Below are 21,895 nucleotides of genomic sequence, written 5' to 3' on the forward strand. Positions count from 1 at the left end.
CGTGCACCCAAGCCGTTAGAATAGCGGGCAAGTTCTACATGAGGAATTTAATGAGTTCTCCCCCATTTCTGCCATTCAACGAGCCTCCCGTACCAGAAGTCGAGCACGACCGCAGCTTGGTGCGCAGCTACCTGCTGCAGTCGGCGTTGCGCTTCAACGCCGGTTCGCTGTTGTTCCTGTCGCTGGCGATCGCGTTGCTGCCGCTCTGGCTGAACTTCGGTCCGGATGCGCCGGGCGAAGTAGGGCACCACAAGCTGACTCTGTACATTGTCGGTGGCGTTGCGCTGGCGGTGATGGCCTGGCTCGCGCTGATTTCGAGCGGGATCGCCCGCAACTTTCTTGTCCGGCTGGGCGAGGAGGGCAAGGCGCTGTGTACGGAGGCGATTGCTTCTTCGGTGACGCGTCGCATCGATGCGCCGTTCAATACCTATACTACCTTCGACCTGTGCACCGAGTCCTTGTCGGGGCTGGCGCTCGGCACTGCACTCGGCTACTCCGGCCCGCCGGCGTTCGTCCACGACCCTTTCAAGGGCCGGATCGCGCTGGGCCGCTGGCGCCCGATGGCGCTGGGGCGCCATGTCGAGGTGAGGGTGTCGTCCGATTTGGGCCCCAGCTGCCGCATCGAGCTGCGCTGCCGCCCGGGCCTGGCCTGGTTCGCGATTCAGCAGGGTGAGTCGCTGAAGACCGCCGAGATAGTGTCTGCTCAACTGCGCCAGCATCTCACGCGCCATGCAAACGCACTGGACGCGGCTCGGCGTGAGCGCGAGCTGGAACGTACCTCGCTGCAGGCGCGCCTCTCAGCCTTGCAGGCACAAGTCGAGCCGCACTTCCTGTTCAATACCCTGGCAAATCTAAAGTACCTGATCCGCACCGACCAGCAGGCCGCGCAGGACATGCTCGACCACCTGGTCGGCTACCTGCAGAACGCGATGCCGGATATGCGCTCAGTGTCCTCGACCCTGGGGCGAGAAATGGATCTGGTTAACGACTACCTGGCGGTGATGCGCATCCGCATGGGCGCGCGCCTACGCTTCGCAGTCGAAGCGGCCGAGGAATTGCGCAGCCTGCCGTTCCCGCCGGCGATGCTGATCTCGCTTGTGGAAAACGCCGTCAAACACGGTTTGGAGCGGGCCAGCCGACCGGGCCTGATCACCATCAGCGCAAGGCATGAGAGCGACGGGAAGGACGAGCTGCTGAGCGTGTCTGTGGTCGACGACGGCGTCGGCTTGACCGAACAAGCCGGGCAAGGCACGGGGCTGGCGAATATCGCAGAACGCTTGCTGCTGCTCTACGGGCGCAAGGCCAGCCTTTTCGTTGAGCCGGGCGACGGACAAGGAGTACACGCATTGTTAACCGTGCCTATTGTTGGGAGGCACGCATGATGCCACGCGCCCTGATCGTCGAAGACGAGCCTCTGCTGCGGGCAGAGCTGATGGACCAGCTGCATGTCTTGTGGCCCGAACTACAAATCGCCGGCCAAGTCGAAAACGGTATCGAAGCGGTGGCAAGCATCGATGCACTGAAACCGGACATCGTATTCCTGGACATACAGATGCCCGGCCTCAACGGCATGGAGGTAGCACGCCATATTCCCGAGTCGTGCCAGGTCGTGTTCGTTACGGCGCATTCGGAGTATGCCTTGGCCGCTTTCGATGCCGGCGCGTCCGACTATCTGGTCAAGCCTTTGACGACCGCACGCCTGCTGCAGACGATCCGCCGGCTGAAGTCGCGCACGACAGCAAGCCCGCCACCGACCGTGTGGGAACAGCTTTTTGAACAAGAGCGCGCACCGGTGTACCTCAAGTGGATTAAGGCTTCGAGCGGCAATTCGGTGCGGCTGGTGATGGTGAGCGAAGTGCTGTACTTCCAGTCGAACGAAAAGTACACGCGGGTGGTGACGGTGGATGGCGATGCGCTGATTCGCTTGCCTCTCAAGTCCCTGCTCGAGCAACTGGACCCGCAGCTGTTCGCGCAAATCCATCGCAGCGCCATCGTCAATCTTCAGGCCATTGACCGGATCGAACGCAGTGAATACGGGGCGCGCGGCGGCGGCGGGCTGGAGGTCATCCTGAAAGGCCGGACCGAGCGTTTGACCGTTAGTGAGGGGTTTGCCAAGCAATTCCGCCAGATGTAGCACAGCTGTTGAACACCGTCTGCTGAACGGCCGCTCTCGCGCCGACGACGCGTTTTTTGGTTCAGTTCCCAATTAATCGTTTCCACATATTGATCTGAAAGGAAGATAATGAAAAAGAAATGGATGGTCACACTGTCTTTGTTATTGCTGACCGTGACAGGGGCAATCGCTCGCACGCCCGCGTCGCCGTCGACAGGGGAGGTTGATAGTGCGACCCGGTTGGAGGTCATCGATACGCTGATTGCCAAGCTGAATGCCCACTACGTTTTTCCAGACAAAGCCCAACAAGCTGAGGTCGTCTTGCGTCAGCACCAGCGCGAAGGTAAGTACGATGGGATCACGGACGGTAAACAGCTGGCCAAACAGCTGTCGGATGATATTGAGGGCGTTGTCCACGACAAGCATATGGCGGTATATGTCAGCACCCGCCCGGTGCCGCCCGATGATGCAATGCCGCCGCCACCCCAGACGCGGTCGGAGTGGGAAAAACAGGTGCCGCCTGCCGCTCTTGAAAAGATTCTCGCATCAAACCTTGGCGTGGAAAAGGCTGATCACCTTAGCTCCAATATTGGCTACCTGCAAATTTCTTCTTTCGGGCCAGTTTTCCTCGTATCCGACAAGTTCGCCGCAATGATGAATGAACTCGCTGACACCGATGGCCTCATCATTGATCTGCGCAACAACGGCGGTGGCGGCGGAGACTCAGTGGCGCTACTGATCAGCTATCTGGTTGACGAGCGCACCCGCCTCAACGACACCTGGGAACGTGCGACCGGCATCACCGCGCAGTATTGGACGCAGGATAAGCTTGACGGCAAACGCTATGGTGGCAAGAAGCCGGTCCTCATCCTGGCGGGCCCCAACACGAAGTCCGCCGCCGAATCATTCGCGTACCAAATGCAGGCATTGAAACGTGCCACGGTGATCGGCGAACGCACTTGGGGCGGCGCTAACGCTTCGCGCCCATATCGTCTCAGCGAGTATTTTGCTGCCTTTATACCAAGCAGACGCTCAATCAGCCCAATCACCCATACAAACTGGGAGGGTGTGGGCGTCATCCCGGATGTTGCGGCAAAGGTGGACGATGCACTTGCTGCGGCCAAAGATCTGATGCAGCGACAACTTAATGGCGGCGCATCACCTGTTGCTACGGGTCACTGAAACCTCATATCAACATGCAGCGGGCAAAGTTCATGTTTGTCACGATGAGGTCGAAGCACCCCAACGCAATCTTTAAGGTGGTGAAATACTTCACCTCGACGGCAAGAACTTTACCCGGTGTCCGTTTCCGGAGAGGAGGCGAAGGCGGACAAACACGGCTAGAAAGGATTCAGAAGGTTAGGCTTAGTGTTGATTGATAGGTTTTATATTTTTCAACGGTATGGCGCGGGGCGTGCACTATCGCAGGCGGGACACCTTCAAAGTTGAGATGAGAAAGAGTGTCCGGCTTGATGATAAGACTCAGTTTGGTATTCGATCGCTGCATTGTCTTAATCCTGCACTTGAATCACCTTGCGCCACATTATGTGAGGCATCCTCGCACACTATTTAGTGTCTGTTGAGTTGCTGGCAAGCCAACAAAAACTTGTTAGTAATTAAGTATAGGCAATGCTAAGATCGCGGCATTTCTTCCCGTCTACAAATAGCAGATTGTAATTATGGTGCCATTTCTTATTTATCTGGTGTTGCAACTAGGCTTGAATTGCTGGGTACACTATTTTGTTATTAGAAAACTACCAATTGGTTTTGGGCGCACTCTCACTTGCATCGGTATCTGGGTGATTCCCTTACTTGGTGCATCTTTTGCTTTAGCCGAGCTGCCAAGGCGCCCGCGCACACCCTTATGGCAAACGCCTGAAAAATTACCATCAGGCTTCATTAGCGAAAAAAACCTGCCAGTGGATGCCTACTCTGAAATTGTGTTCGCAGGCAGCAAGCCATATTCGATCAGGGATAATTTTAAATATCGCAATGGCTTGCCAATTCTGGATTGGCAGCACTTCCAGCTTTGGCTGAATGGCGTTGATGATTTGCACGTCAGGCAAGAGGCTATTTTGTTTGCGCAACGCGCCTGGTTGTTTGCACTCAAGCAAACAATCGGCCCGCATTGTTATTTGTATGAAAGCGAGCAAGCATTTGTGCTTGCCACGCTGGAGCCGAATGTGATTGTCGCCAGCGCGCAATTTATTGTCAAAACACGCAAAAATATTGCCCGTATCTTGCCTGACGTGGCCTGCTTTCCTGATAAATTTAAAAGCATTTTGTTAGTCTTTGACGACGAGGCAGGCTATCAACGCTATTCCAGCATTTTTTCCCATACCAACGAGGGGCGGGTGCAAAGTAGTGGCATGTTCATCGCCCAGGATTGCTGCCCGCACTTCATCACCAAGCAGGATGACTTGCTGCTGGTGGAGCCCATCATCACCCACGAATTAACCCATAGCGCCCTGGCATGGCTGGATATTCCCTTGTGGCTCAACGAAGGTTTGGCGGTCACACTGGAGCGGCGCTTGCATAGTAGATATCTGACCCGCAAACTCAATGCTGAAGAATTGCTCGATGATTTGCGCAATTTTTGGGATGAATGGCAGATACAGGAATTTTGGAGTGGCACATCCTTTCATCGCAATGATGAAGGTACGAAATTATCGTATGAACTAGCGCATATTCTGGTGGAAAATCTGGCACATCAGCTGCAAGAATTTCTACGTTTCATCCATGCAGCAAACAAGCAGGATGGCGGTGCAAAAGCGGCCAAGGAGATACTGTCGCTCGATCTTGGCGCAATGATTTGCCAATTAATTGATGTGAACGTGACAGGTGAATGGTCGCCTCAGGTCGCTGTACCCAATTAGCCTGCTGACATCCTTATGAAGTCCGGCTATTGATACCGGTTCCAGCGCATCAAACGTTCATCTGACGCTTCCTTGATCAAATGCCTGGCCTTTTGTGGATCTTTTTCTACATGTTTGCTGCCGCTTTCCAGCTCCATGGCTAGTGCCTGTATGGCAACCGGGTATTCCAGTTCGGCAGACTCTTCCAGCCACTTTCTGGCCAGCGCCTGATCTTGTTGTACGCCTTCGCCTGCTGCATAGGCATTCGATAGCAGAAACATCGCTTGCGGATTGCCTTGCTGGCTGGATTTTTCCAGCCATTTGATGGAGGTGTTCAGGTTTTGTGGCGTACCCTGGCCGTATTTGGCCATGCGCGCCAGCATGAAGCTGGCTTTGGCATGGTTATTATTGGCAGCGGCTTCATACCATTTCCAGGCGAGTTGTTCATTCTTTGCTAATCCCAGACGCGCCTTGTAATGGGCTTCCGCCAGTTGAAACTGGGCTTCTGCATCATCGCCTTGATTGCTGGCGGCTTTTTCCAGCCAGTGCAGGGCCAGGCTGGCCTGTTCAGGTTTGATGGCATAGGCCAAACCCAATTCGCGCTGGGCTGTGGCGTTACCTGCATCTGCCCATTTTTGCAATGTGGCGATGGCAGATGGCAATTGAGCATGCAAAGCTTGTATGCCGGCAGATTCTATCTCTGCTGTTGTTGGTGCAGGGGCGCAGGCGCTGATACTGCATGCGAAAAAAATACCTGCAAAGATTTTGAATTTGTTCAACATGTCATCATCAAGAAAGATGCCGTGCGCTGCTGTCTGCAACGCACGGACTATCATTATTACTTATTGCCAGCGATGTTATTTACTCAAATCTATCGCATATTTGGCGAAGCCACTGGCATCGAGTGCGCCTTCGGCTTTAACGCGGCTCAATCCCAAGGCTTGTGCGACGGCTATTTTGCCAGGGGCAGAGCGCAAAATGACCGGTCCTTTGGTCGCGACTTTGACAAAGCTCCAGCTTTGGCCTGTGCCATTGGCGGTGCTGGTGATTTTGCCCTGTTTTTTGACGAAATTGCTGACGACAGCCTGGTTTGCATCTGGTGATTTGATGATGGTTTTGCTGCCATCTATGCCAGGGAAGTTACCGCCACCACCCGCACGATAGTCATTGGTGGCAACGATAAAGTCATCATTGTCGCCTACTGCCTTGCCTGCATATGTCAGGTTACTGATGCGCTTGCCTGCTGCCTGGGTGACATCGATCTGGTATTGCAGCGCATTGTTATCTGCATAGAACACATCGTAGTTATAAATGGTTGAGTAGGATGGCACCAGGTCTTGCTCAGTCGTCAGTGTCGGATCTATCTGGCCAAATTGTTTTGCAGCAGTTTCCAGCCAATTTTTCAAATCAGAACCCTTGATTTTGACTGCTTGCAAATTGTTATTGCCATACAAGTAAAGATCGCCAGGGTTGCGTACCTGCAAACCAAATGGAGCGCTTGGGCTGGCACCAGGGGCAACATCGGTGAAGTCAGTAGGGCCATTGCGGCCAGCCTTGAAGGGTGCGCTGCAAGAAATCACAGGGATGGATTTGTAGCTGGCTATCGTCGTATCGTTGGAATTGGCGATAAAGCTTTTTACATAATCGATTTGCGCCTGATTGACGATTTGTATGGCTGAGACATCACCTACTAAAGCGAAGTAAGCTGACATTTCAAAGTCGGTTGTGGTACCCAAAGCCTGGGTCGCATAATTAATAGTGGCTTTGTGTTCAGTATCCACCAGAGGTGCAATGGAGGCGTCTGCATCAACGATGGTGGTGCCATCTTTGTATTTGAAGCCGCGAGCTTCTACATTGGTCAGGTCTTTTTGGACTACCCATTTGCCACTTTGGTATTTCAAGGTCATCTGTATGATGCCCAGGCGACGGCCCCAGCTTTGCGCCATGACGGCAGGCACGCCATTCACCAGACCTTTTTTGGTATCGACAATTGCTGCGGGCAGGGCGGCCAGGGATGCGTCAATGGGAGGTGCGCCAGTTTCTTTAGGTGCAGGGAAAATCAAATGAGCATGGCCCAGCATCAGTGCGTCTATACCAGTCGTGCTCAGGTGCAAGCTGCCGTTTTCCATTTTCGGGCTGTAGGGCGATGCATCCAGGCCACCATGGGATAAGGCGACTACCAGGTCAGCACCTTTGGAGCGCAGTTCAGGTACATATTTATTCGCTGACTCTTGTACGCCATTGACGACCACTTTACCTGCCAGGGATTTTTGATCCCAGTCCATGATTTGTGGTGGTACAAAACCCATGACGCCTACATTCAGTTTGACACTCATGCTCGAGCCATCTGGTTTGGTGGCCGTGAATTGTTTGCTGATGAGGGAAGTAGGATTGAAGATCGGTTTTTGGCTGCTGGCACCGACGACATTCGACAAGACCAACGGGAAGTTCGGGGCACCACAACTGCCAGATTTGCTGACATCAGGTAAGCCAAAATCGGTATTGGTGATTTGACTGAGGAAACCCAGGCCATAATTGAATTCATGGTTGCCCAGGCCAGCCGCATCGTATTTCAAGGCGTTCATGACTTTATAGACGGCCAGGGTGCCGCTGCAAGTGACAGGGGCGGCCAGTGCCTGGTAATCACCAAGCAATGTGCCCTGAATGACGTCGCCATCATCCAGCAGGATATTGTTGGGGTTTTCAGTGCGGGCGTCTTTGATCAGGGTGGCGGTTCTTTCCAGACCCAGGCTGGTATCCGCTTTCAAGCCGTAGTAGTCATAGCTGAGTATGTTTTGATGTATGTCTGTGGTTTCAAGCAGGGCGATTTTCAAAGTCGTGCCCTCTGGAACTGCATTGACGTCAACTGCTGGCGTGACAGTGACAGGTGTGCTGACCACCGGATCGCTAGTGCCGCAACCAGCTAGTGCAATTGCTGCAAGGGATGGCAGCCAAAAAATCTTTTTCATAAACTCTCTCTAAGGAATCATCAATGTCAAATCGTTGATTTGCTGAGTGTTAGCTTTGCGCATTCAGGCAAAATCCTGTCGGTCAAAGATCGACAAGTGCGCGATTATCAGTATGAATTATTTCCTTGGCATGACATATAAGTAATGGAATGTTGGGTATCATTAATTGATGATATTGCTTATTTGTTTTGTTGATGCTGCTTGATCAAGAAAAGCCACCTCGGAAATTTGTCAGCAATTAATTTCCTGTTATGTTTTCGGCGCTGTGCAGCTTTTGGAAATATAATCTCGCACCTGATTCGCAATGCTGTTTTCCTAGCTGACATTGCCTTGCAACACTACTTAACTTACTCATCAAATACATGCCGCAACTCCATTTCCCTGTTTTTAGTGCCGTCAATAAGCCCAGGCGCAACGCATTTCAATTATTGGCATCAGCTTGCTTGCTGGCTGTAATCGGGGGGTGTAACACAGCTCCCCAGCAAGTGACTACCACGGCCACTCCGGCCATACCAGTGGCTAAAACTTTGAAACCAATTCGTATTGGCCTGGCACTGGGTGGTGGCGCAGCGCGTGGCTTTGCCCATATTGGTGTCATCAAGGCACTCGAGTCGCAGGGGATTTCACCAGATATCGTGGTCGGCACCAGTGCTGGCAGTGTGGTCGGTGCCATGTATGCTGCGGGTAACAATGGTTTCGCCCTGCAAAAAATGGCTCTGGACATGGATGAAGTGACGATTTCAGACTGGTCAGTGCCCTTGTTTTCCAAATCCAGTGGGGTATTGAAGGGGGATGCCCTGCAAGCCTATGTAAACCGCCTGGTAGCACAGGCGCCGATAGAAAAACTGCGCAAGCCTTTTGGCGCTGTTGCAACTGATCTGGCAACAGGTCATGCTGTACTGTTCCAGCGTGGTAATACGGGTGCTGCAGTGCGTGCATCATCTGCTGTGCCTGGCGTATTCCAGCCTGTAAAAATCAATGAGCGCCTGTATGTCGATGGTGGCCTGGTGTCACCAGTGCCGGTACGTTTTGCCCGCGAAATGGGGGCGGACGTGGTGATTGCTGTCAATATTTCTTCGCCACCAGAGCCACTGGTTTCAAATGCGACTCTGGATATTTTGCTGCAAACCGTAGCTATCATGGGGCAAAGCATTAATCAGTTTGAATTGAAGCAAGCTGAAATTGTCATCCGCCCAGAATTGCCTGGCATGAAGGGCAATGATTTCGCGGGTAGAAATCTGGCTATTTTGGCAGGTGAAAAAGCAGCGATGGCGATGATGCCAGAAATCAAACAAAAGATTAAGGCCATGCAAGAGCGTTGATCTCTGATTGAGCTGAATATGATCTAAAGGCAGAGCGAAGTGCTCTGCCTTTATTTTTTGTGGTTCACTGGAACTTGTTTTGATGTCAAGGCTAAATAATTTAGCCTTTTTTAGATTTTTTTGTGGATGCCTGGAATTTTTTATTTTACTTCGTCATCATTGATGCGGCGAGCGCCATTGAAGCGTTTTTTCCAGTAAGAAATATCCATGCTTTCTACGCGAACCTGGCCGCCTGCAGAAGGGGAGTGTATGAATTTGTTGTCGCCCAGATAAATGCCGACATGAGAAAAACCGCGTTTGAGGGTGTTATAAAACACCAGATCACCGGGTTGTAAGTCTTTTTGTTCTACGTGTTCGCCGACTTTACTGATTTCTGCTGAAGTGCGTGGCAAATTGGCGCCGACCACATCCTTGAATACATATCGCACAAAACCACTGCAATCGAGACCATTTTCCGGAGAATTGCCACCGCGTTTATATCGTATACCCATTAAATCCATGGCTTTGACGGTGAGGTCAGACGCGCGCTGTTTGATTTCCTGGAGTTTGGTATAAGCCGTCGATGATTCGGGGAAGGGGTTGTCTGCGCTCCAGGCTGGATTGGCCGCTGCTGCGAGCAGCATAGTCGAGATAAGCACTAACTTGGCTTTCCTTGAGAGTCTGGAAACGGTTATTAGCATCTTTGCACCTGGTTGGAAAAACCGGTCCACTGTAAGCGAACTCTGAAAAAATGTAAACCATTAGGGAATATTTCTAAGTAACAATAAGTTTCAGCGAGAGCGTGAGAGAGTTGGCAGTATCGCAAGTGCAATTTTGTATAAATTATAATTTCTAGCTGCTGCCAAGCCTGCTGCTTAAATACTTAAATTGGTTAAAACTGTTTGTATACCTAAGCGCAATTGCTTGGCGTACAATCCGCTGACTTTTAAGGAGAGGCATTTATGCAAACAAAACCTGTGTTGACATTGGATGATGTCAAAAAAATCGCTGCCGCTGCCGAGGCAGAAGCCAAAGCCAATAACTGGCCTGTCGTGATTGCTGTTGTTGATGATGGCGGTCATTTGCTGTGGTTGCAGCGCCTGGACGGTGTTGCGCCTATTTCTGCACATATCGCACCAGCCAAAGCAACTACTGCGGCTCTGGGCAAGCGCGAATCCAAGATCTATGAAGATATTATCAATAACGGTCGTTATTCCTTCCTGAGTGCACCTTTCATTGAGGGTATGCTTGAAGGTGGTGTACCTATTATTGTTGATGGACAGTGCGTTGGTGCTGTTGGCGTTTCAGGTGTTAAATCGTCTGAAGATGCACAAATCGCAAAAGCAGGTATAGCGGCACTGGGCTTGTAATTGTTGTCAGTGGCGTATTTGTAGGCGTGTTTTTGAAGACGAAATTGAAAACATGGCAGGCGAACGCTCGTGCTACTTGTTAATTTGCTGGAATAGACGGCCTATCAGGCATTTCGTATTTGCCTGATAGGCCGTTTCGCGCTATAATTCGAGGGTTTAACTAATCCGAAATCTCGCCGTAGCGCCTACCCAAATTCACATCGCTCCATCATCTTTCCAGGCCACGCGGCAATTCTTGCGCGGCCAGGGAAACGACAGCTTGGGGCGTCGCAGCGGCGGTAACAATACAGGAGTTGCCCTTGCTGCCCATTCCGCAGTCCCTTCTTCGTTCCGGCCAGGACACCGCTATACTTGCTCTCGCCGATGGAAGCATTTTCACTGGCTATTCGATTGGCGCTGCCGGTCAAACCATAGGTGAAGTTGTCTTCAATACCTCAATGACCGGTTATCAGGAAATTTTGACTGACCCCAGTTATAGTTCCCAAATCGTTACCCTGACATATCCGCATATTGGTAATACTGGCGTCAATGCTGAAGACGTAGAGTCTGACAAAATCCATGCAGCTGGTTTGATTATTAAAGACCTGCCTTTGCTGGTATCGAATTTCCGCTCTGAACAAACCCTCTCTGATTACCTTAAATCCCAAAACATTGTTGCTATTGCTGGTATTGATACCCGCAAGCTGACACGTATTTTGCGTGAAAAAGGTGCGCAGGGCGGTGCTATCCTGGTGGGCGCTGATGCTGAAAAAGCCATCGCACTGGCCAAGTCTTTCCCTGGCCTGTCTGGCATGGATCTGGCAAAGGTTGTTTCTGTCAAACAGGCTTACAACTGGACTGAGGCTGAGTGGGTATTGGGCCAGGGTTATGGTCAGTTGCAAAACCCAAAATTCCATGTCGTCGCTTTCGACTTTGGCGTCAAGCGCAATATCCTGCGCATGCTGGCAGAGCGCGGTTGCAAGGTCACGGTATTGCCTGCGCAATCCAGTGCTGCCGATGTGCTGGCGCTGAATCCTGATGGCGTGTTTTTATCGAATGGTCCTGGCGACCCAGAGCCTTGCGACTACGCGATTGCGGCTGCTAAAGAATTGATAAAGAAGGGCATTCCTACTTTTGGTATTTGCCTGGGTCATCAAATCATGGCGCTGGCATCCGGTGCAAAAACATTAAAGATGAAATTTGGTCACCACGGTGCCAACCATCCTGTGCAGGATCTGGATACCAAGCAGGTATTGATTACATCCCAAAACCACGGTTTCGCAGTGGATGCTGCAACTTTGCCAGCCAACTGCCGTGTTACCCACGTGTCTTTGTTTGATGGCTCGTTGCAAGGGTTTGCCCGTACTGATAAACCAGCTTTCTGCTTCCAGGGTCACCCTGAAGCCTCACCAGGTCCGCATGATATCGCCTACCTGTTTGACCGCTTCACTGCGATGATGGCCAAGGCAAAGACAGGAGAATAAGAGAATGCCAAAACGTAACGACATAAAAAGTATTTTGATTATCGGCGCTGGCCCCATCATTATTGGTCAGGCTTGCGAATTCGATTATTCCGGCGCACAGGCTTGCAAGGCCTTGCGTGAAGAAGGTTATCGCGTGATTCTGGTTAACAGCAATCCGGCGACCATCATGACTGATCCAGAAATGGCCGATGTGACTTACATCGAACCTATCACCTGGCAAGTTGTTGAACGCATCATCGATAAAGAGAAGCCGGATGCAATTCTGCCAACCATGGGTGGCCAGACTGCATTGAATTGCGCACTGGATCTGCATCGTCATGGCGTACTGACCAAATACAATTGCGAACTCATCGGTGCTTCACCAGAAGCCATCGACAAGGCTGAAGATCGTTTGAAATTCAAGAACGCCATGACCAAGATTGGTCTGGGTTCTGCACGTTCCGGCGTTGCTCATTCCATGGACGAAGCATGGGTAGTGCAAAAGGATGTTGGCTTCCCCGTCATCATCCGTCCATCGTTCACCATGGGTGGTACAGGTGGTGGTATTGCCTACAACCCGGAAGAATTCGAGACGATTTGCAAGCGCGGTCTGGAAGCATCGCCTACCAATGAATTGCTGATCGAAGAATCGCTGATAGGCTGGAAAGAATATGAGATGGAAGTCGTGCGCGATAAGGCCGACAACTGCATCATCGTCTGCTCCATCGAAAACCTGGACCCTATGGGCGTGCATACCGGTGACTCGATCACAGTTGCACCAGCGCAGACACTGACCGATAAAGAATACCAGATCATGCGTAATGCCTCTTTGGCAGTACTGCGTGAAATTGGTGTGGATACCGGTGGCTCCAACGTACAGTTTTCCATTAACCCTGCTGATGGCCGCATGATCGTTATCGAGATGAATCCGCGTGTATCGCGTTCATCTGCTTTGGCATCAAAAGCGACGGGTTTCCCTATCGCCAAAATCGCTGCCAAGCTGGCAGTTGGTTTCACGCTCGATGAATTGCGTAATGAAATTACTGGCGGTGCTACGCCAGCTTCTTTCGAGCCTTCGATAGATTACGTCGTTACCAAGATACCGCGTTTTGCATTTGAAAAATTCCCGCAGGCAGATAACCGCCTGACGACGCAGATGAAATCTGTTGGTGAAGTGATGGCGATAGGCCGTACCTTCCAGGAGTCTTTCCAGAAAGCCCTGCGTGGTCTTGAAGTTGGTGTCGATGGCATGAATGAAAAAACCCAGGACCGTGAGACCCTGGAAAAAGAACTCGGTGAGCCTGGCCCTGACCGCATCTGGTATGTGGGCGATGCTTTTGCTCAAGGTTTTACGCTGGAAGAAGTGCATCAACTGACGCATATCGACCCATGGTTTCTGGTCCAGATCAAGGACATCGTGGATATCGAATTGTGGCTGGATGAACAGTCGCTCGACAGCGTCGATAAAGCCCTGATGCTGCAACTGAAGCAAAAAGGCTTCTCTGACCGTCGCCTGGCAAAATTGTTGAAGACTACCGACACAGCTATCCGTGAAAAGCGTAAAGCTTTGAACGTGCGCCCAGTCTACAAGCGCGTGGATACTTGCGCCGGTGAATTCGCCACGAATACAGCTTACATGTATTCGACCTATGAAGAAGAGTGCGAATCGAACCCGACCGACAAGAAGAAAATAATGGTATTGGGCGGTGGCCCTAACCGTATCGGCCAGGGTATTGAGTTTGATTATTGCTGCGTGCACGCGGCATTCGCAATGCGCGAAGATGGTTATGAAACCATCATGGTCAACTGCAATCCTGAAACTGTTTCTACCGACTACGATACATCTGACCGTCTGTATTTTGAGCCGCTGACGCTGGAAGATGTACTGGAAATCGTCGACAAAGAAAAGCCAGTTGGCGTGATCGTACAATACGGTGGCCAGACGCCTTTGAAGCTGGCACTGGATCTCGAAGCCAATGGCGTGCCTATCGTTGGTACTTCACCAGACATGATTGATGCCGCAGAAGATCGCGAACGCTTCCAGAAAATGTTGCAAGACCTGGGCTTGCGTCAGCCACCTAACCGCACTGCACGTACTGAGGCCGATGCTTTGGCGTTGGCGCAAGAAATCGGTTACCCACTGGTGGTGCGTCCATCTTATGTGCTCGGTGGCCGTGCGATGGAAATCGTGCATGAGCAACGTGATCTTGAACGTTACATGCGTGAAGCCGTCAAGGTGTCGCATGATTCCCCAGTCTTGCTGGACCGCTTCCTCAATGATGCGATTGAAGTCGACGTCGATTGCCTGTCTGATGGCGAGCGCACCTTTATCGGTGGCGTGATGGAACATATTGAGCAGGCTGGCGTGCACTCTGGTGACTCTGCATGTTCTTTGCCACCATATTCCTTGTCGCAAGAAACCATTGCTGAACTCAAGCGCCAGACTGCCTTGATGGCCAAGGGTTTGAATGTCGTCGGCCTGATGAACGTGCAGTTTGCGATTCAACAGCAAGAGGGCAAAGATGTCGTGTTCGTGCTGGAAGTGAATCCACGTGCCTCACGTACCGTGCCTTATGTGTCCAAAGCCACGGGCTTGCAACTGGCGAAAATTGCTGCTCGCTGCATGGTTGGTCAGTCTCTCGATTCACAAGGCATAGGTGCAGAAGTTGTACCACCTTACTTCAGCGTCAAGGAAGCCGTATTCCCATTCGTGAAGTTCCCTGGTGTTGATACCATCCTCGGCCCAGAGATGAAATCGACCGGTGAAGTCATGGGTGTAGGTAAAACCTTTGGCGAAGCTTTCGTGAAATCTCAACTGGGTGCTGGCGTGAAATTGCCAACGTCCGGCAAGGTATTCCTGAGCATCAAGAACAGCGATAAACCACGTGGTGTCAAAGTGGCGAAAGACCTGGTGGCTTTGGGCTTCTCGGTAGTGGCGACACGCGGCACGGCAGCGGCAATTGCTGCTGAAGGCATCCCGGTTTCTGTCGTCAATAAAGTGGTTGAAGGCAGACCACACGTTGTTGATATGATCAAAAACAATGAAATTGCCATGGTCATCAATACCGTTGAAGAAAAGCGCAATGCCATCACCGATTCGCGCGCTATTCGTACCTCGGCTTTGATTGCTCGTGCAACAACGTTCACTACCATCGCTGGTGCGGAAGCAGCGGTTGAAGGTATGCATCATTTGAATGAATTGCATGTTTATGATTTACAAGGGCTGCATAAGACCTTAAACTGAGAGAAATAACAGTGCCTTTGGCTGCAAAGTCAGGGGTGCTTGAACTTCGATACAGAGTTCACAAATGGCATCGGTAATGCTGGTGTCTGTTGTGGCCTCTGTATTTTTACTTTTATGAGTGTGAATGATATGAGTACAGTACCTGTCACCAAATTTGGCGCAGAATTGCTTAAAAAAGAATTGCATCTTTTAAAGACCAAAGAACGCCCGGACGTCATCAATGCAATCGCAGAAGCGCGTGCGCAAGGCGATTTGTCTGAAAATGCCGAGTATGACGCTGCCAAAGAGCGTCAGGCATTTATCGAAGGTCGTATTGCTGATCTGGAAGGCAAGCTGGGTTCTGCGCAAATCATTGACCCTAGTGAGCTGGATGCAGAGGGCCGTGTTGTGTTTGGTTCTACCGTGCATCTGGAAGACCTGGAAACCTCGCAAAAAGTCAGCTACCAGATCGTTGGCGAAGATGAGGCGGACTTGAAATTAAGTAAAGTCTCCATCACTTCTCCTATCGCACGTGCCTTGATCGGCAAGTATGCTGGCGATGTGGTGGGCGTGCAGGCACCAGCAGGTGTGCGTGAGTATGAAGTGCTGGATGTATTGTACGTTTAATCAGTCATATCCAGTCTATGGATATAAATAGATCACTGATGAGAAGTAAGTCGATGTAGAGTGGAGTGACTGAGAAGATGTTTTCTCAGCTGGAAATAATTACCCGGCCTGGTTTGGCCGGGTTGAGTACTGATCAGATATCAGAGGTATTCAGGCTTAGCTGTTGGCAAGTGATGATTTTTTTGCACTGCTTTGACGTGGTTTGGCGCGTTTGATGTTGCCACCTTGGGTAACGCGTTCATTACCTTTGACCATGACTTTGGATACAGTCGGTTTTTTCGTGCCACTAGGGCTAGGCTTGACGATAGTGACTTCGCGCATGCCTTTACCTTTTTTAACCAGTTTGGTTTCTTTCGTACCTTCCAGTTTTGGGCGGTAGACCACCAAAAGTTTTCCAATATGTTGTACTGGAGCTGCATTCAGCTCGGCGCAGATGGTATCGTACATGCCTATACGTGCTTCTCTATCATCGCCAAATACGCGTACCTTGATCAAGCCATGGGCATTCAGGCCAGCATCAATTTCTTTGATAACGGCTGGAGTCAAGCCAGCTTCACCGATTAATACGATAGGTTTCAGTGCATGTGCTTCGGAGCGGAGTTCGCTTCTTTCAGCGGGCGTAAGTTTTAACATAGTAATTCCTTTAAAAGCAGTATTTTACGCGAATGGCAAAGAATAAATTCAATCAAAATTGGGTTCACGACCATATTAATGATCCTTATGTGAAACTTGCACAAAAGGAAGGCTATCGTGCGCGCGCCGTTTACAAGCTAAAAGAAATAGATGAATCAGAAAAATTGATACGCCCAGGGCAAATTATTGTTGATTTGGGTGCAACGCCAGGCAGCTGGTCGCAGTATGTAAGGAATAAGCTGGCAGGTAAAGAGGGTGGCGGCATCATGGGCGAGATTTTTGCTCTTGATCTTTTACCTATGGACCCTATCGCCGATGTGCAATTCATACAAGGCGACTTCCGCGAAGATGAAGTGCTCGATCAGCTGGAATCTAAATTGTTAGGGCGCAAAGTTGACTTGGTTTTATCTGATATGGCCCCAAATCTGTCAGGTAACTCGACCGTAGACTCTGCCCGTGTCGAATATATTATCGAATTGGCAGTCACTTTTTCCAAGGCCCATCTCAAGCCAGGAGGTGCTTTATTGGTGAAATGCTTCCATGGCCCCAGCTATAACAACATCTTTACATTATTTAAAGATGAGTTTAAAACGGTGCTCAACAAGAAGCCAAAAGCCAGTAAAGACAAGTCTTCCGAGATATTTTTGCTTGGCAGAGGCTTGAAAAACCTCGAATAATTGCATTTACCTCTTGATAATCATCAATATCGCCAACATATGCTGGCTAGCAAGCTCTACCCAATGGGGGTAGAATGAACGTTTACAGTATCAAATGGCGCATCCTGCCTTCAAGGAGTTCTCGTGAATAATATGTTTTCAAAAGCTGCTATATGGGTGGTGGTTGCCCTGGTGCTTTTTACACTTTTTAAGCAGTTTGATGGAAAAAGCATAGGCGCTGGTGTCAAGTCCATCCCTTATTCTGAATTCTTGGATGAGGTTAAATCCAAGCACATCAAGGATGCGACCATCGATGAGGCCAATCGCACCATCCTGGCGACCAATTCTGAGGGGGTTAAAGTCAAATCCCAGATTACCGTGCTCGACAAGGGCCTGATTCGCGATCTGGTGGACAGTGGCGTCAAGTTTGATGTCAAACAACCTGAAGAACAATCCTTCCTGTCGCAAGTTTTCATTTCCTGGTTCCCTATGCTATTGCTGATAGGTGTCTGGGTATTCTTCATGCGCCAGATGCAGGGCGGTGGCAAGGGTGGGGCATTCTCCTTTGGTAAATCCAAAGCCAGAATGCTGGACGACACCAATAACAATGTCACCTTTGCTGATGTCGCTGGTTGCGATGAAGCCAAAGAAGAAGTCAGCGAAATCGTTGATTTTCTACGCGACCCTACCAAGTTCCAAAAACTTGGTGGCCGTATCCCTCGCGGCGTCTTGATGGTTGGCCCTCCAGGTACTGGTAAGACTTTGTTGGCTCGCGCTATTGCTGGCGAAGCAAAAGTACCTTTCTTCACGATTTCGGGTTCTGATTTCGTTGAAATGTTCGTAGGCGTGGGTGCTTCCCGTGTCCGCGACATGTTTGAGAATGCAAAAAAACACTCTCCCTGTATCATCTTTATTGATGAGATTGATGCTGTTGGCCGTCATCGCGGTGCTGGTATGGGTGGTGGTAATGATGAGCGTGAGCAAACGCTGAACCAGATGCTGGTGGAGATGGATGGTTTTGAAGCCAATTCTGGCGTCATCGTCATCGCAGCGACTAACCGTGCAGACGTACTCGATAAAGCCTTGCTGCGTCCAGGTCGTTTCGATCGTCAGGTTTCTGTTGGTTTGCCAGACATTCGCGGCCGTGAACAAATCCTTAACGTCCACATGCGCAAAGTACCAATTTCTGCGGACGTCAAGGCGGATATCCTGGCCCGTGGTACACCAGGATTCTCTGGTGCTGATCTCGCTAATCTGGTTAATGAAGCTGCTTTGTTTGCCGCAAGACGCAATAAGCGTCTGGTAGAGATGATGGACTTTGAAGATGCCAAAGACAAAATCTACATGGGTCCTGAGCGTCGTTCCATGGTTATGCGTGAAGATGAGCGCAGGAACACTGCTTACCATGAGTCTGGTCATGCTGTGATCGCCAAACTTATGCCCAAGGCTGACCCTGTTCATAAGGTTACGATCATGCCACGTGGTTTTGCACTGGGGTTGACCTGGCAATTGCCTGAGCATGATAATCTAAGTGGCTATAAAGATAAGATGCTGGAAGAGATCTCAATCTTATTTGGTGGCCGTATTGCAGAGGAAATTTTCGTCGGGCAAATGTCTACCGGGGCATCAAATGACTTTTCGCGTGCAACCAAGCTGGCGCGCGCTATGGTAACGCGCTATGGTATGTCCGATAGCATGGGTGTTATGGTCTATGAAGACAGTCAGAGTGAAGGTTATTTTGGCGGACCATCTAAAACCATCTCTGAGGCAACTCAGCAAAAAGTGGATGCCGAAATCCGCAGTATCCTGGATAGCCAATATGCTCTGGCACGCAAGCTGCTCGAAGAAAACCGTGACAAGGTAGAAGCCATGACCAAGGCCTTGCTGGATTGGGAGACAATTGATGCAGACCAGGTCAATGACATCATGAATGGTGTAGATCCACGTCCACCAAAGCAAAGTCAGGCAACAATTCGTCCTTCGTCTGATAATTCTTCTGGCGGTGTCTCACCTAGTGCAACTGCACCAGCCTGATTCGCTGTACAAAAAACACACAATTAATTCTTGAATTTCTTGTACAAGGGTGGGGGTTATTCCTCACCCTTCGTCTTTTTAAAAAATGAAATATTTCCAATGTGGCCGCTATCGCTTTCCTTTAAGCGGAGCGCAATCCAGAACCCTGGTGATGGGTGTTCTGAACATCACACCTGATTCTTTTTCTGACGGTGGTAAATACCTGCATCTGGAAAGCGCCATCGCCCGCGCTGAACAGATGATAGAAGATGGTGTCGACATCATCGATATCGGTGGTGAATCCAGTCGCCCTGGCTCTGCGCCTTTGTCGCTGGATGAAGAGTTGGGTCGCGTCATGCCCGTCATCTACGCCCTGCGTGATTGCGGCATACCTTTATCCATCGATACCTACAAGCCGCAAGTCATGCGTGAAGCTTTGTTGGCAGGCGTCGACATGATTAATGATATCCAGGGCTTTCGCTCACCAGAGGCTGTCGCTGCAGTACAAAACTCCGACGCTGCCCTATGCGCTATGCACATGCAAAATACACCAGTGGACATGCAAGTCAGCCCTGAATATGCCGATGTTAATCAAGAGGTAACAGCATTTTTGCGTGAACGTCTTGCCGCCTTTGCACAGGCAGGTATAGAAGCTGAACGTATTTGCCTGGACCCAGGTTTTGGTTTTGGTAAAACTCAGGCGCATAATATCGCCATGTTCAGGCATTTGCCAGAGTTGCAGCAAGAGCTGGGCTTGCCTGTGCTGGTAGGCGTCTCACGCAAATCCATGATAGGTGCTATCACTGGCAAAGCCGCGCCACAACGCATGGCAGGCAGCATCGCTGCAGCCCTGCTGGCCAAGCAAATGGGCGCAAACATAATTCGTGTGCACGACGTTGCAGAAACTGTCGATGCATACAAAGTCTGGGATACATTGTCCCGTTGATACGCAGGAAGAATATGAGCAGAAAATATTTTGGTACAGATGGTATACGTGGCAAAGTTGGTGTCGCACCGATCACGCCTGATTTTGTCATGCGCCTGGGCTTTGCCGCAGGCAAGGTGCTGGCACAAGCCAATGTCGTTGGCGATGCACGACCTACCGTGTTGATCGGTAAAGACACCCGCATTTCCGGCTATATGCTGGAAGCTTCACTGGAGGCGGGCTTTGCCGCCGCCGGTGTTGATGTCATGCTGTCCGGTCCGGCACCAACACCAGCCGTGGCTTACCTGACACGCGCTTTGCGCCTGTCCGCTGGCGTCGTGATCTCCGCCTCGCATAATCCCTATGATGACAATGGCATCAAATTTTTCTCGGCGAATGGCAATAAACTGCCAGATGAAGTAGAGCTGGCAATCGAGGCAGAACTTGAACGCCCCATGCAATGCGTGAGCTCAGAACGCCTGGGCAAGGCGCGACGCCTCAGTGATGCCAATGGCCGCTATATAGAATTTTGCAAAAGCACTTTCCCGGCAGAGCTGGATTTGCGTGGCCTCAAAATCGTCGTCGACTGCGCCCATGGTGCCGCTTACGATATCGCCCCCCATGTTTTCCATGAACTTGGGGCAGATGTCATCTCCATAGGCAATCAGCCCAATGGTTTGAATATCAATGACAAAGTCGGTGCCACAGCACCAGACGCACTGGCCCTGGCGGTGCGTGCCAATCATGCTGACCTGGGCATAGCCCTGGATGGCGATGCAGACCGTCTGCTCATGGTAGACAAACATGGCAAGGTCTATAACGGCGATCAATTACTGTACCTGATGGTGCTTGACCGCATGGCCATAGGCAAGGTCGACGGTGTGGTAGGCACACTCATGACCAATATGGCAGTCGAGCTGGCATTCAAAAAACTCGGTGTAGGCTTTGCCCGTGCCAAAGTCGGTGATCGTTACGTGCTGGAACAAATGTATGAGCGCGGCTGGCTGCTCGGTGGTGAAGGCTCAGGCCATTTGCTGTGCCTGGACAAGCACACAACCGGCGATGGCATAGTCTCGGCCCTGCAAGTCTTGTCTGCCCTGAGACGCAACGGCAAGAGCCTGGATGCCTGCTTCGACCAATTGCATTTGTTCCCGCAAACTTTGCTCAACGTCAAAGTGCCTGCAGGTTTTGACTGGCAAAAAAATGAAAAACTGGTCGCTGAAAAACAAAAGGTAGAAGCAGAACTCATCGACAAGGGCAGGGTGCTGATACGCGCTTCCGGCACCGAACCATTGGTGCGCGTCATGGTCGAAGCAGAAGATGCAGAACTCGCCTCCACCAGCGCACGCCGCCTGGCAGATTGTATTCCGGCGGCAATCTAAGTAAATTCGCTGCCAGATGCGTTTCATTCTTGAATCTGGCGGCGATACCATGTACTATTCAGCCTTCAGTTTTTGGGCTGCCAAACATCAGTTTTGCCAGCCATAAACAAGACTGTCCATAGCTCAGTTGGATAGAGCACGAGCCTTCTAAGCTCGGGGTCGCACGTTCGATTCGTGCTGGACAGGCCAACAGATACCAAGACTTAGCCCGGATGAATATTCCGGGCTTTTTCGTTTTTGACGCCATGTAACCCGATTTGAGAAATCATATTTCTAGGTTCCGTGTTCCGAATGGTAATTGCTGCTAGTTCAGTAAAGCCAACTTTCTTTAGTCGTATAATTAAATTGAGGCTGATTTGTCCACTTTGTCTTTTGAAACTCAATTT

17 protein-coding genes and 1 tRNA gene are annotated in these 21,895 nt (G+C 50.7%); 14 read left to right on the forward strand and 4 right to left on the reverse strand.

Features of this window, described 5'->3' with window-relative positions; translation table 11 throughout:
- Positions 1 to 50 precede the first annotated feature (50 nt).
- The 4 genes from ACO0LF_RS02700 (at position 51) to ACO0LF_RS02715 (ending at position 4,989) form a co-directional block, all read left to right on the forward strand.
- The gene (locus ACO0LF_RS02700) at positions 51 to 1,382 is read left to right on the forward strand and encodes a sensor histidine kinase (protein ID WP_423011645.1); all 1,332 of its coding nucleotides are present in this window, start codon (positions 51 to 53) and stop codon (positions 1,380 to 1,382) included.
- Complete coding sequence (locus ACO0LF_RS02705; RefSeq protein WP_423011647.1) at positions 1,379 to 2,134, forward strand: LytR/AlgR family response regulator transcription factor; 756 nt, start codon at positions 1,379 to 1,381, stop codon at positions 2,132 to 2,134. The genes ACO0LF_RS02700 and ACO0LF_RS02705 overlap by 4 nt, the downstream gene beginning before the upstream one ends.
- A gap of 108 nt (positions 2,135 to 2,242) precedes the next feature.
- Positions 2,243 to 3,295 (forward strand): S41 family peptidase, encoded by a 1,053-nt coding sequence (locus tag ACO0LF_RS02710; protein WP_423011649.1) that lies wholly within the window; start codon positions 2,243 to 2,245, stop codon positions 3,293 to 3,295.
- Between the two features lie 497 nt (positions 3,296 to 3,792).
- Positions 3,793 to 4,989 carry a hypothetical protein gene (locus tag ACO0LF_RS02715; protein WP_423011651.1) on the forward strand — a complete coding sequence of 399 codons (1,197 nt, stop codon included), beginning with the start codon at positions 3,793 to 3,795 and terminating at the stop codon, positions 4,987 to 4,989.
- 26 nt (positions 4,990 to 5,015) lie between these two features.
- Here ACO0LF_RS02715 and ACO0LF_RS02720 read toward each other — a convergent pair whose 3' ends face one another.
- Both ACO0LF_RS02720 and ACO0LF_RS02725 read right to left on the reverse strand, forming a co-directional pair.
- Entirely contained in the window at positions 5,016 to 5,804 is a 789-nt protein-coding gene (locus ACO0LF_RS02720) for a tetratricopeptide repeat protein (protein ID WP_423011653.1), read from the reverse strand.
- A gap of 21 nt (positions 5,805 to 5,825) precedes the next feature.
- Positions 5,826 to 7,937 (reverse strand): bifunctional 2',3'-cyclic-nucleotide 2'-phosphodiesterase/3'-nucleotidase, encoded by a 2,112-nt coding sequence (locus ACO0LF_RS02725; protein ID WP_423011655.1) that lies wholly within the window; start codon positions 7,935 to 7,937, stop codon positions 5,826 to 5,828.
- A gap of 362 nt (positions 7,938 to 8,299) precedes the next feature.
- Between ACO0LF_RS02725 and ACO0LF_RS02730 the strand changes: the two genes are divergently transcribed.
- Complete coding sequence (locus tag ACO0LF_RS02730; protein WP_423011657.1) at positions 8,300 to 9,259, forward strand: patatin-like phospholipase family protein; 960 nt, start codon at positions 8,300 to 8,302, stop codon at positions 9,257 to 9,259.
- A gap of 140 nt (positions 9,260 to 9,399) precedes the next feature.
- Here the strand turns inward: ACO0LF_RS02730 and ACO0LF_RS02735 are convergent, their stop codons facing one another.
- Complete coding sequence (locus ACO0LF_RS02735; protein ID WP_423012441.1) at positions 9,400 to 9,882, reverse strand: C40 family peptidase; 483 nt, start codon at positions 9,880 to 9,882, stop codon at positions 9,400 to 9,402.
- 318 nt (positions 9,883 to 10,200) lie between these two features.
- Here ACO0LF_RS02735 and ACO0LF_RS02740 point away from each other — a divergent pair, with 318 nt between their 5' ends.
- The 4 genes from ACO0LF_RS02740 to greA all read left to right on the forward strand — a co-directional run bounded on the left by ACO0LF_RS02740 (position 10,201) and on the right by greA (position 15,900).
- A complete protein-coding gene (locus tag ACO0LF_RS02740; RefSeq protein WP_423011659.1) occupies positions 10,201 to 10,608 on the forward strand; it encodes a GlcG/HbpS family heme-binding protein in 408 nt (135 codons plus the stop codon).
- Between the two features lie 308 nt (positions 10,609 to 10,916).
- Positions 10,917 to 12,071, forward strand: coding sequence for a glutamine-hydrolyzing carbamoyl-phosphate synthase small subunit (gene carA, locus ACO0LF_RS02745; protein ID WP_423012443.1), 1,155 nt, complete (start codon positions 10,917 to 10,919; stop codon positions 12,069 to 12,071).
- Positions 12,072 to 12,075: 4 nt separating this feature from the next.
- Positions 12,076 to 15,294, forward strand: coding sequence for a carbamoyl-phosphate synthase large subunit (carB, locus tag ACO0LF_RS02750; protein ID WP_423011661.1), 3,219 nt, complete (start codon positions 12,076 to 12,078; stop codon positions 15,292 to 15,294).
- A gap of 129 nt (positions 15,295 to 15,423) precedes the next feature.
- Positions 15,424 to 15,900, forward strand: a complete 477-nt coding sequence (greA, locus tag ACO0LF_RS02755; RefSeq protein ID WP_423001713.1) for a transcription elongation factor GreA — start codon at positions 15,424 to 15,426, stop codon at positions 15,898 to 15,900.
- Positions 15,901 to 16,056: 156 nt separating this feature from the next.
- On the opposite strand, the gene ACO0LF_RS02760 is transcribed toward greA, so the two are convergent.
- Entirely contained in the window at positions 16,057 to 16,533 is a 477-nt protein-coding gene (locus ACO0LF_RS02760; protein ID WP_110253841.1) for a YhbY family RNA-binding protein, read from the reverse strand.
- 32 nt (positions 16,534 to 16,565) lie between these two features.
- Here ACO0LF_RS02760 and ACO0LF_RS02765 point away from each other — a divergent pair, with 32 nt between their 5' ends.
- The 5 genes from ACO0LF_RS02765 to ACO0LF_RS02785 all read left to right on the forward strand — a co-directional run bounded on the left by ACO0LF_RS02765 (position 16,566) and on the right by ACO0LF_RS02785 (position 21,698).
- On the forward strand, positions 16,566 to 17,210 hold the full coding sequence (locus ACO0LF_RS02765; protein WP_423011663.1) for an RlmE family RNA methyltransferase: 645 nt from the start codon (positions 16,566 to 16,568) through the stop codon (positions 17,208 to 17,210).
- Positions 17,211 to 17,333: 123 nt separating this feature from the next.
- Positions 17,334 to 19,223 carry an ATP-dependent zinc metalloprotease FtsH gene (gene ftsH, locus ACO0LF_RS02770; RefSeq protein WP_423011665.1) on the forward strand — a complete coding sequence of 630 codons (1,890 nt, stop codon included), beginning with the start codon at positions 17,334 to 17,336 and terminating at the stop codon, positions 19,221 to 19,223.
- 85 nt (positions 19,224 to 19,308) lie between these two features.
- A complete protein-coding gene (gene folP / locus ACO0LF_RS02775) occupies positions 19,309 to 20,148 on the forward strand; it encodes a dihydropteroate synthase (RefSeq protein ID WP_423011667.1) in 840 nt (279 codons plus the stop codon).
- A 14-nt stretch (positions 20,149 to 20,162) separates the two neighbouring features.
- A complete protein-coding gene (gene glmM, locus ACO0LF_RS02780; protein WP_423011669.1) occupies positions 20,163 to 21,509 on the forward strand; it encodes a phosphoglucosamine mutase in 1,347 nt (448 codons plus the stop codon).
- 112 nt (positions 21,510 to 21,621) lie between these two features.
- Positions 21,622 to 21,698 (forward strand) — tRNA-Arg (locus ACO0LF_RS02785).
- Positions 21,699 to 21,895: the final 197 nt, after the last annotated feature.

It is taken from the genome of Undibacterium sp. Di27W (assembly GCF_049340345.1).
Lineage (GTDB): Bacteria > Pseudomonadota > Gammaproteobacteria > Burkholderiales > Burkholderiaceae_D > Undibacterium.

Coding starts and splice junctions, on each gene's coding strand:
- greA (WP_423001713.1), top strand. CDS start 15,424: ATGAGTACAGTACCTGTCACCAAATTTGGCGCAGAATTGCTTAAAAAA.
- carB (WP_423011661.1), top strand. CDS start 12,076: ATGCCAAAACGTAACGACATAAAAAGTATTTTGATTATCGGCGCTGGC.
- ACO0LF_RS02720 (WP_423011653.1), bottom strand. CDS start 5,804: ATGATAGTCCGTGCGTTGCAGACAGCAGCGCACGGCATCTTTCTTGAT.
- ACO0LF_RS02730 (WP_423011657.1), top strand. CDS start 8,300: ATGCCGCAACTCCATTTCCCTGTTTTTAGTGCCGTCAATAAGCCCAGG.
- ACO0LF_RS02700 (WP_423011645.1), top strand. CDS start 51: ATGAGTTCTCCCCCATTTCTGCCATTCAACGAGCCTCCCGTACCAGAA.
- ACO0LF_RS02765 (WP_423011663.1), top strand. CDS start 16,566: ATGGCAAAGAATAAATTCAATCAAAATTGGGTTCACGACCATATTAAT.
- ACO0LF_RS02715 (WP_423011651.1), top strand. CDS start 3,793: ATGGTGCCATTTCTTATTTATCTGGTGTTGCAACTAGGCTTGAATTGC.
- glmM (WP_423011669.1), top strand. CDS start 20,163: ATGAGCAGAAAATATTTTGGTACAGATGGTATACGTGGCAAAGTTGGT.
- ACO0LF_RS02705 (WP_423011647.1), top strand. CDS start 1,379: ATGATGCCACGCGCCCTGATCGTCGAAGACGAGCCTCTGCTGCGGGCA.
- ACO0LF_RS02735 (WP_423012441.1), bottom strand. CDS start 9,882: ATGCTGCTCGCAGCAGCGGCCAATCCAGCCTGGAGCGCAGACAACCCC.
- ACO0LF_RS02760 (WP_110253841.1), bottom strand. CDS start 16,533: ATGTTAAAACTTACGCCCGCTGAAAGAAGCGAACTCCGCTCCGAAGCA.
- ACO0LF_RS02740 (WP_423011659.1), top strand. CDS start 10,201: ATGCAAACAAAACCTGTGTTGACATTGGATGATGTCAAAAAAATCGCT.
- ACO0LF_RS02725 (WP_423011655.1), bottom strand. CDS start 7,937: ATGAAAAAGATTTTTTGGCTGCCATCCCTTGCAGCAATTGCACTAGCT.
- ACO0LF_RS02710 (WP_423011649.1), top strand. CDS start 2,243: ATGAAAAAGAAATGGATGGTCACACTGTCTTTGTTATTGCTGACCGTG.
- folP (WP_423011667.1), top strand. CDS start 19,309: ATGAAATATTTCCAATGTGGCCGCTATCGCTTTCCTTTAAGCGGAGCG.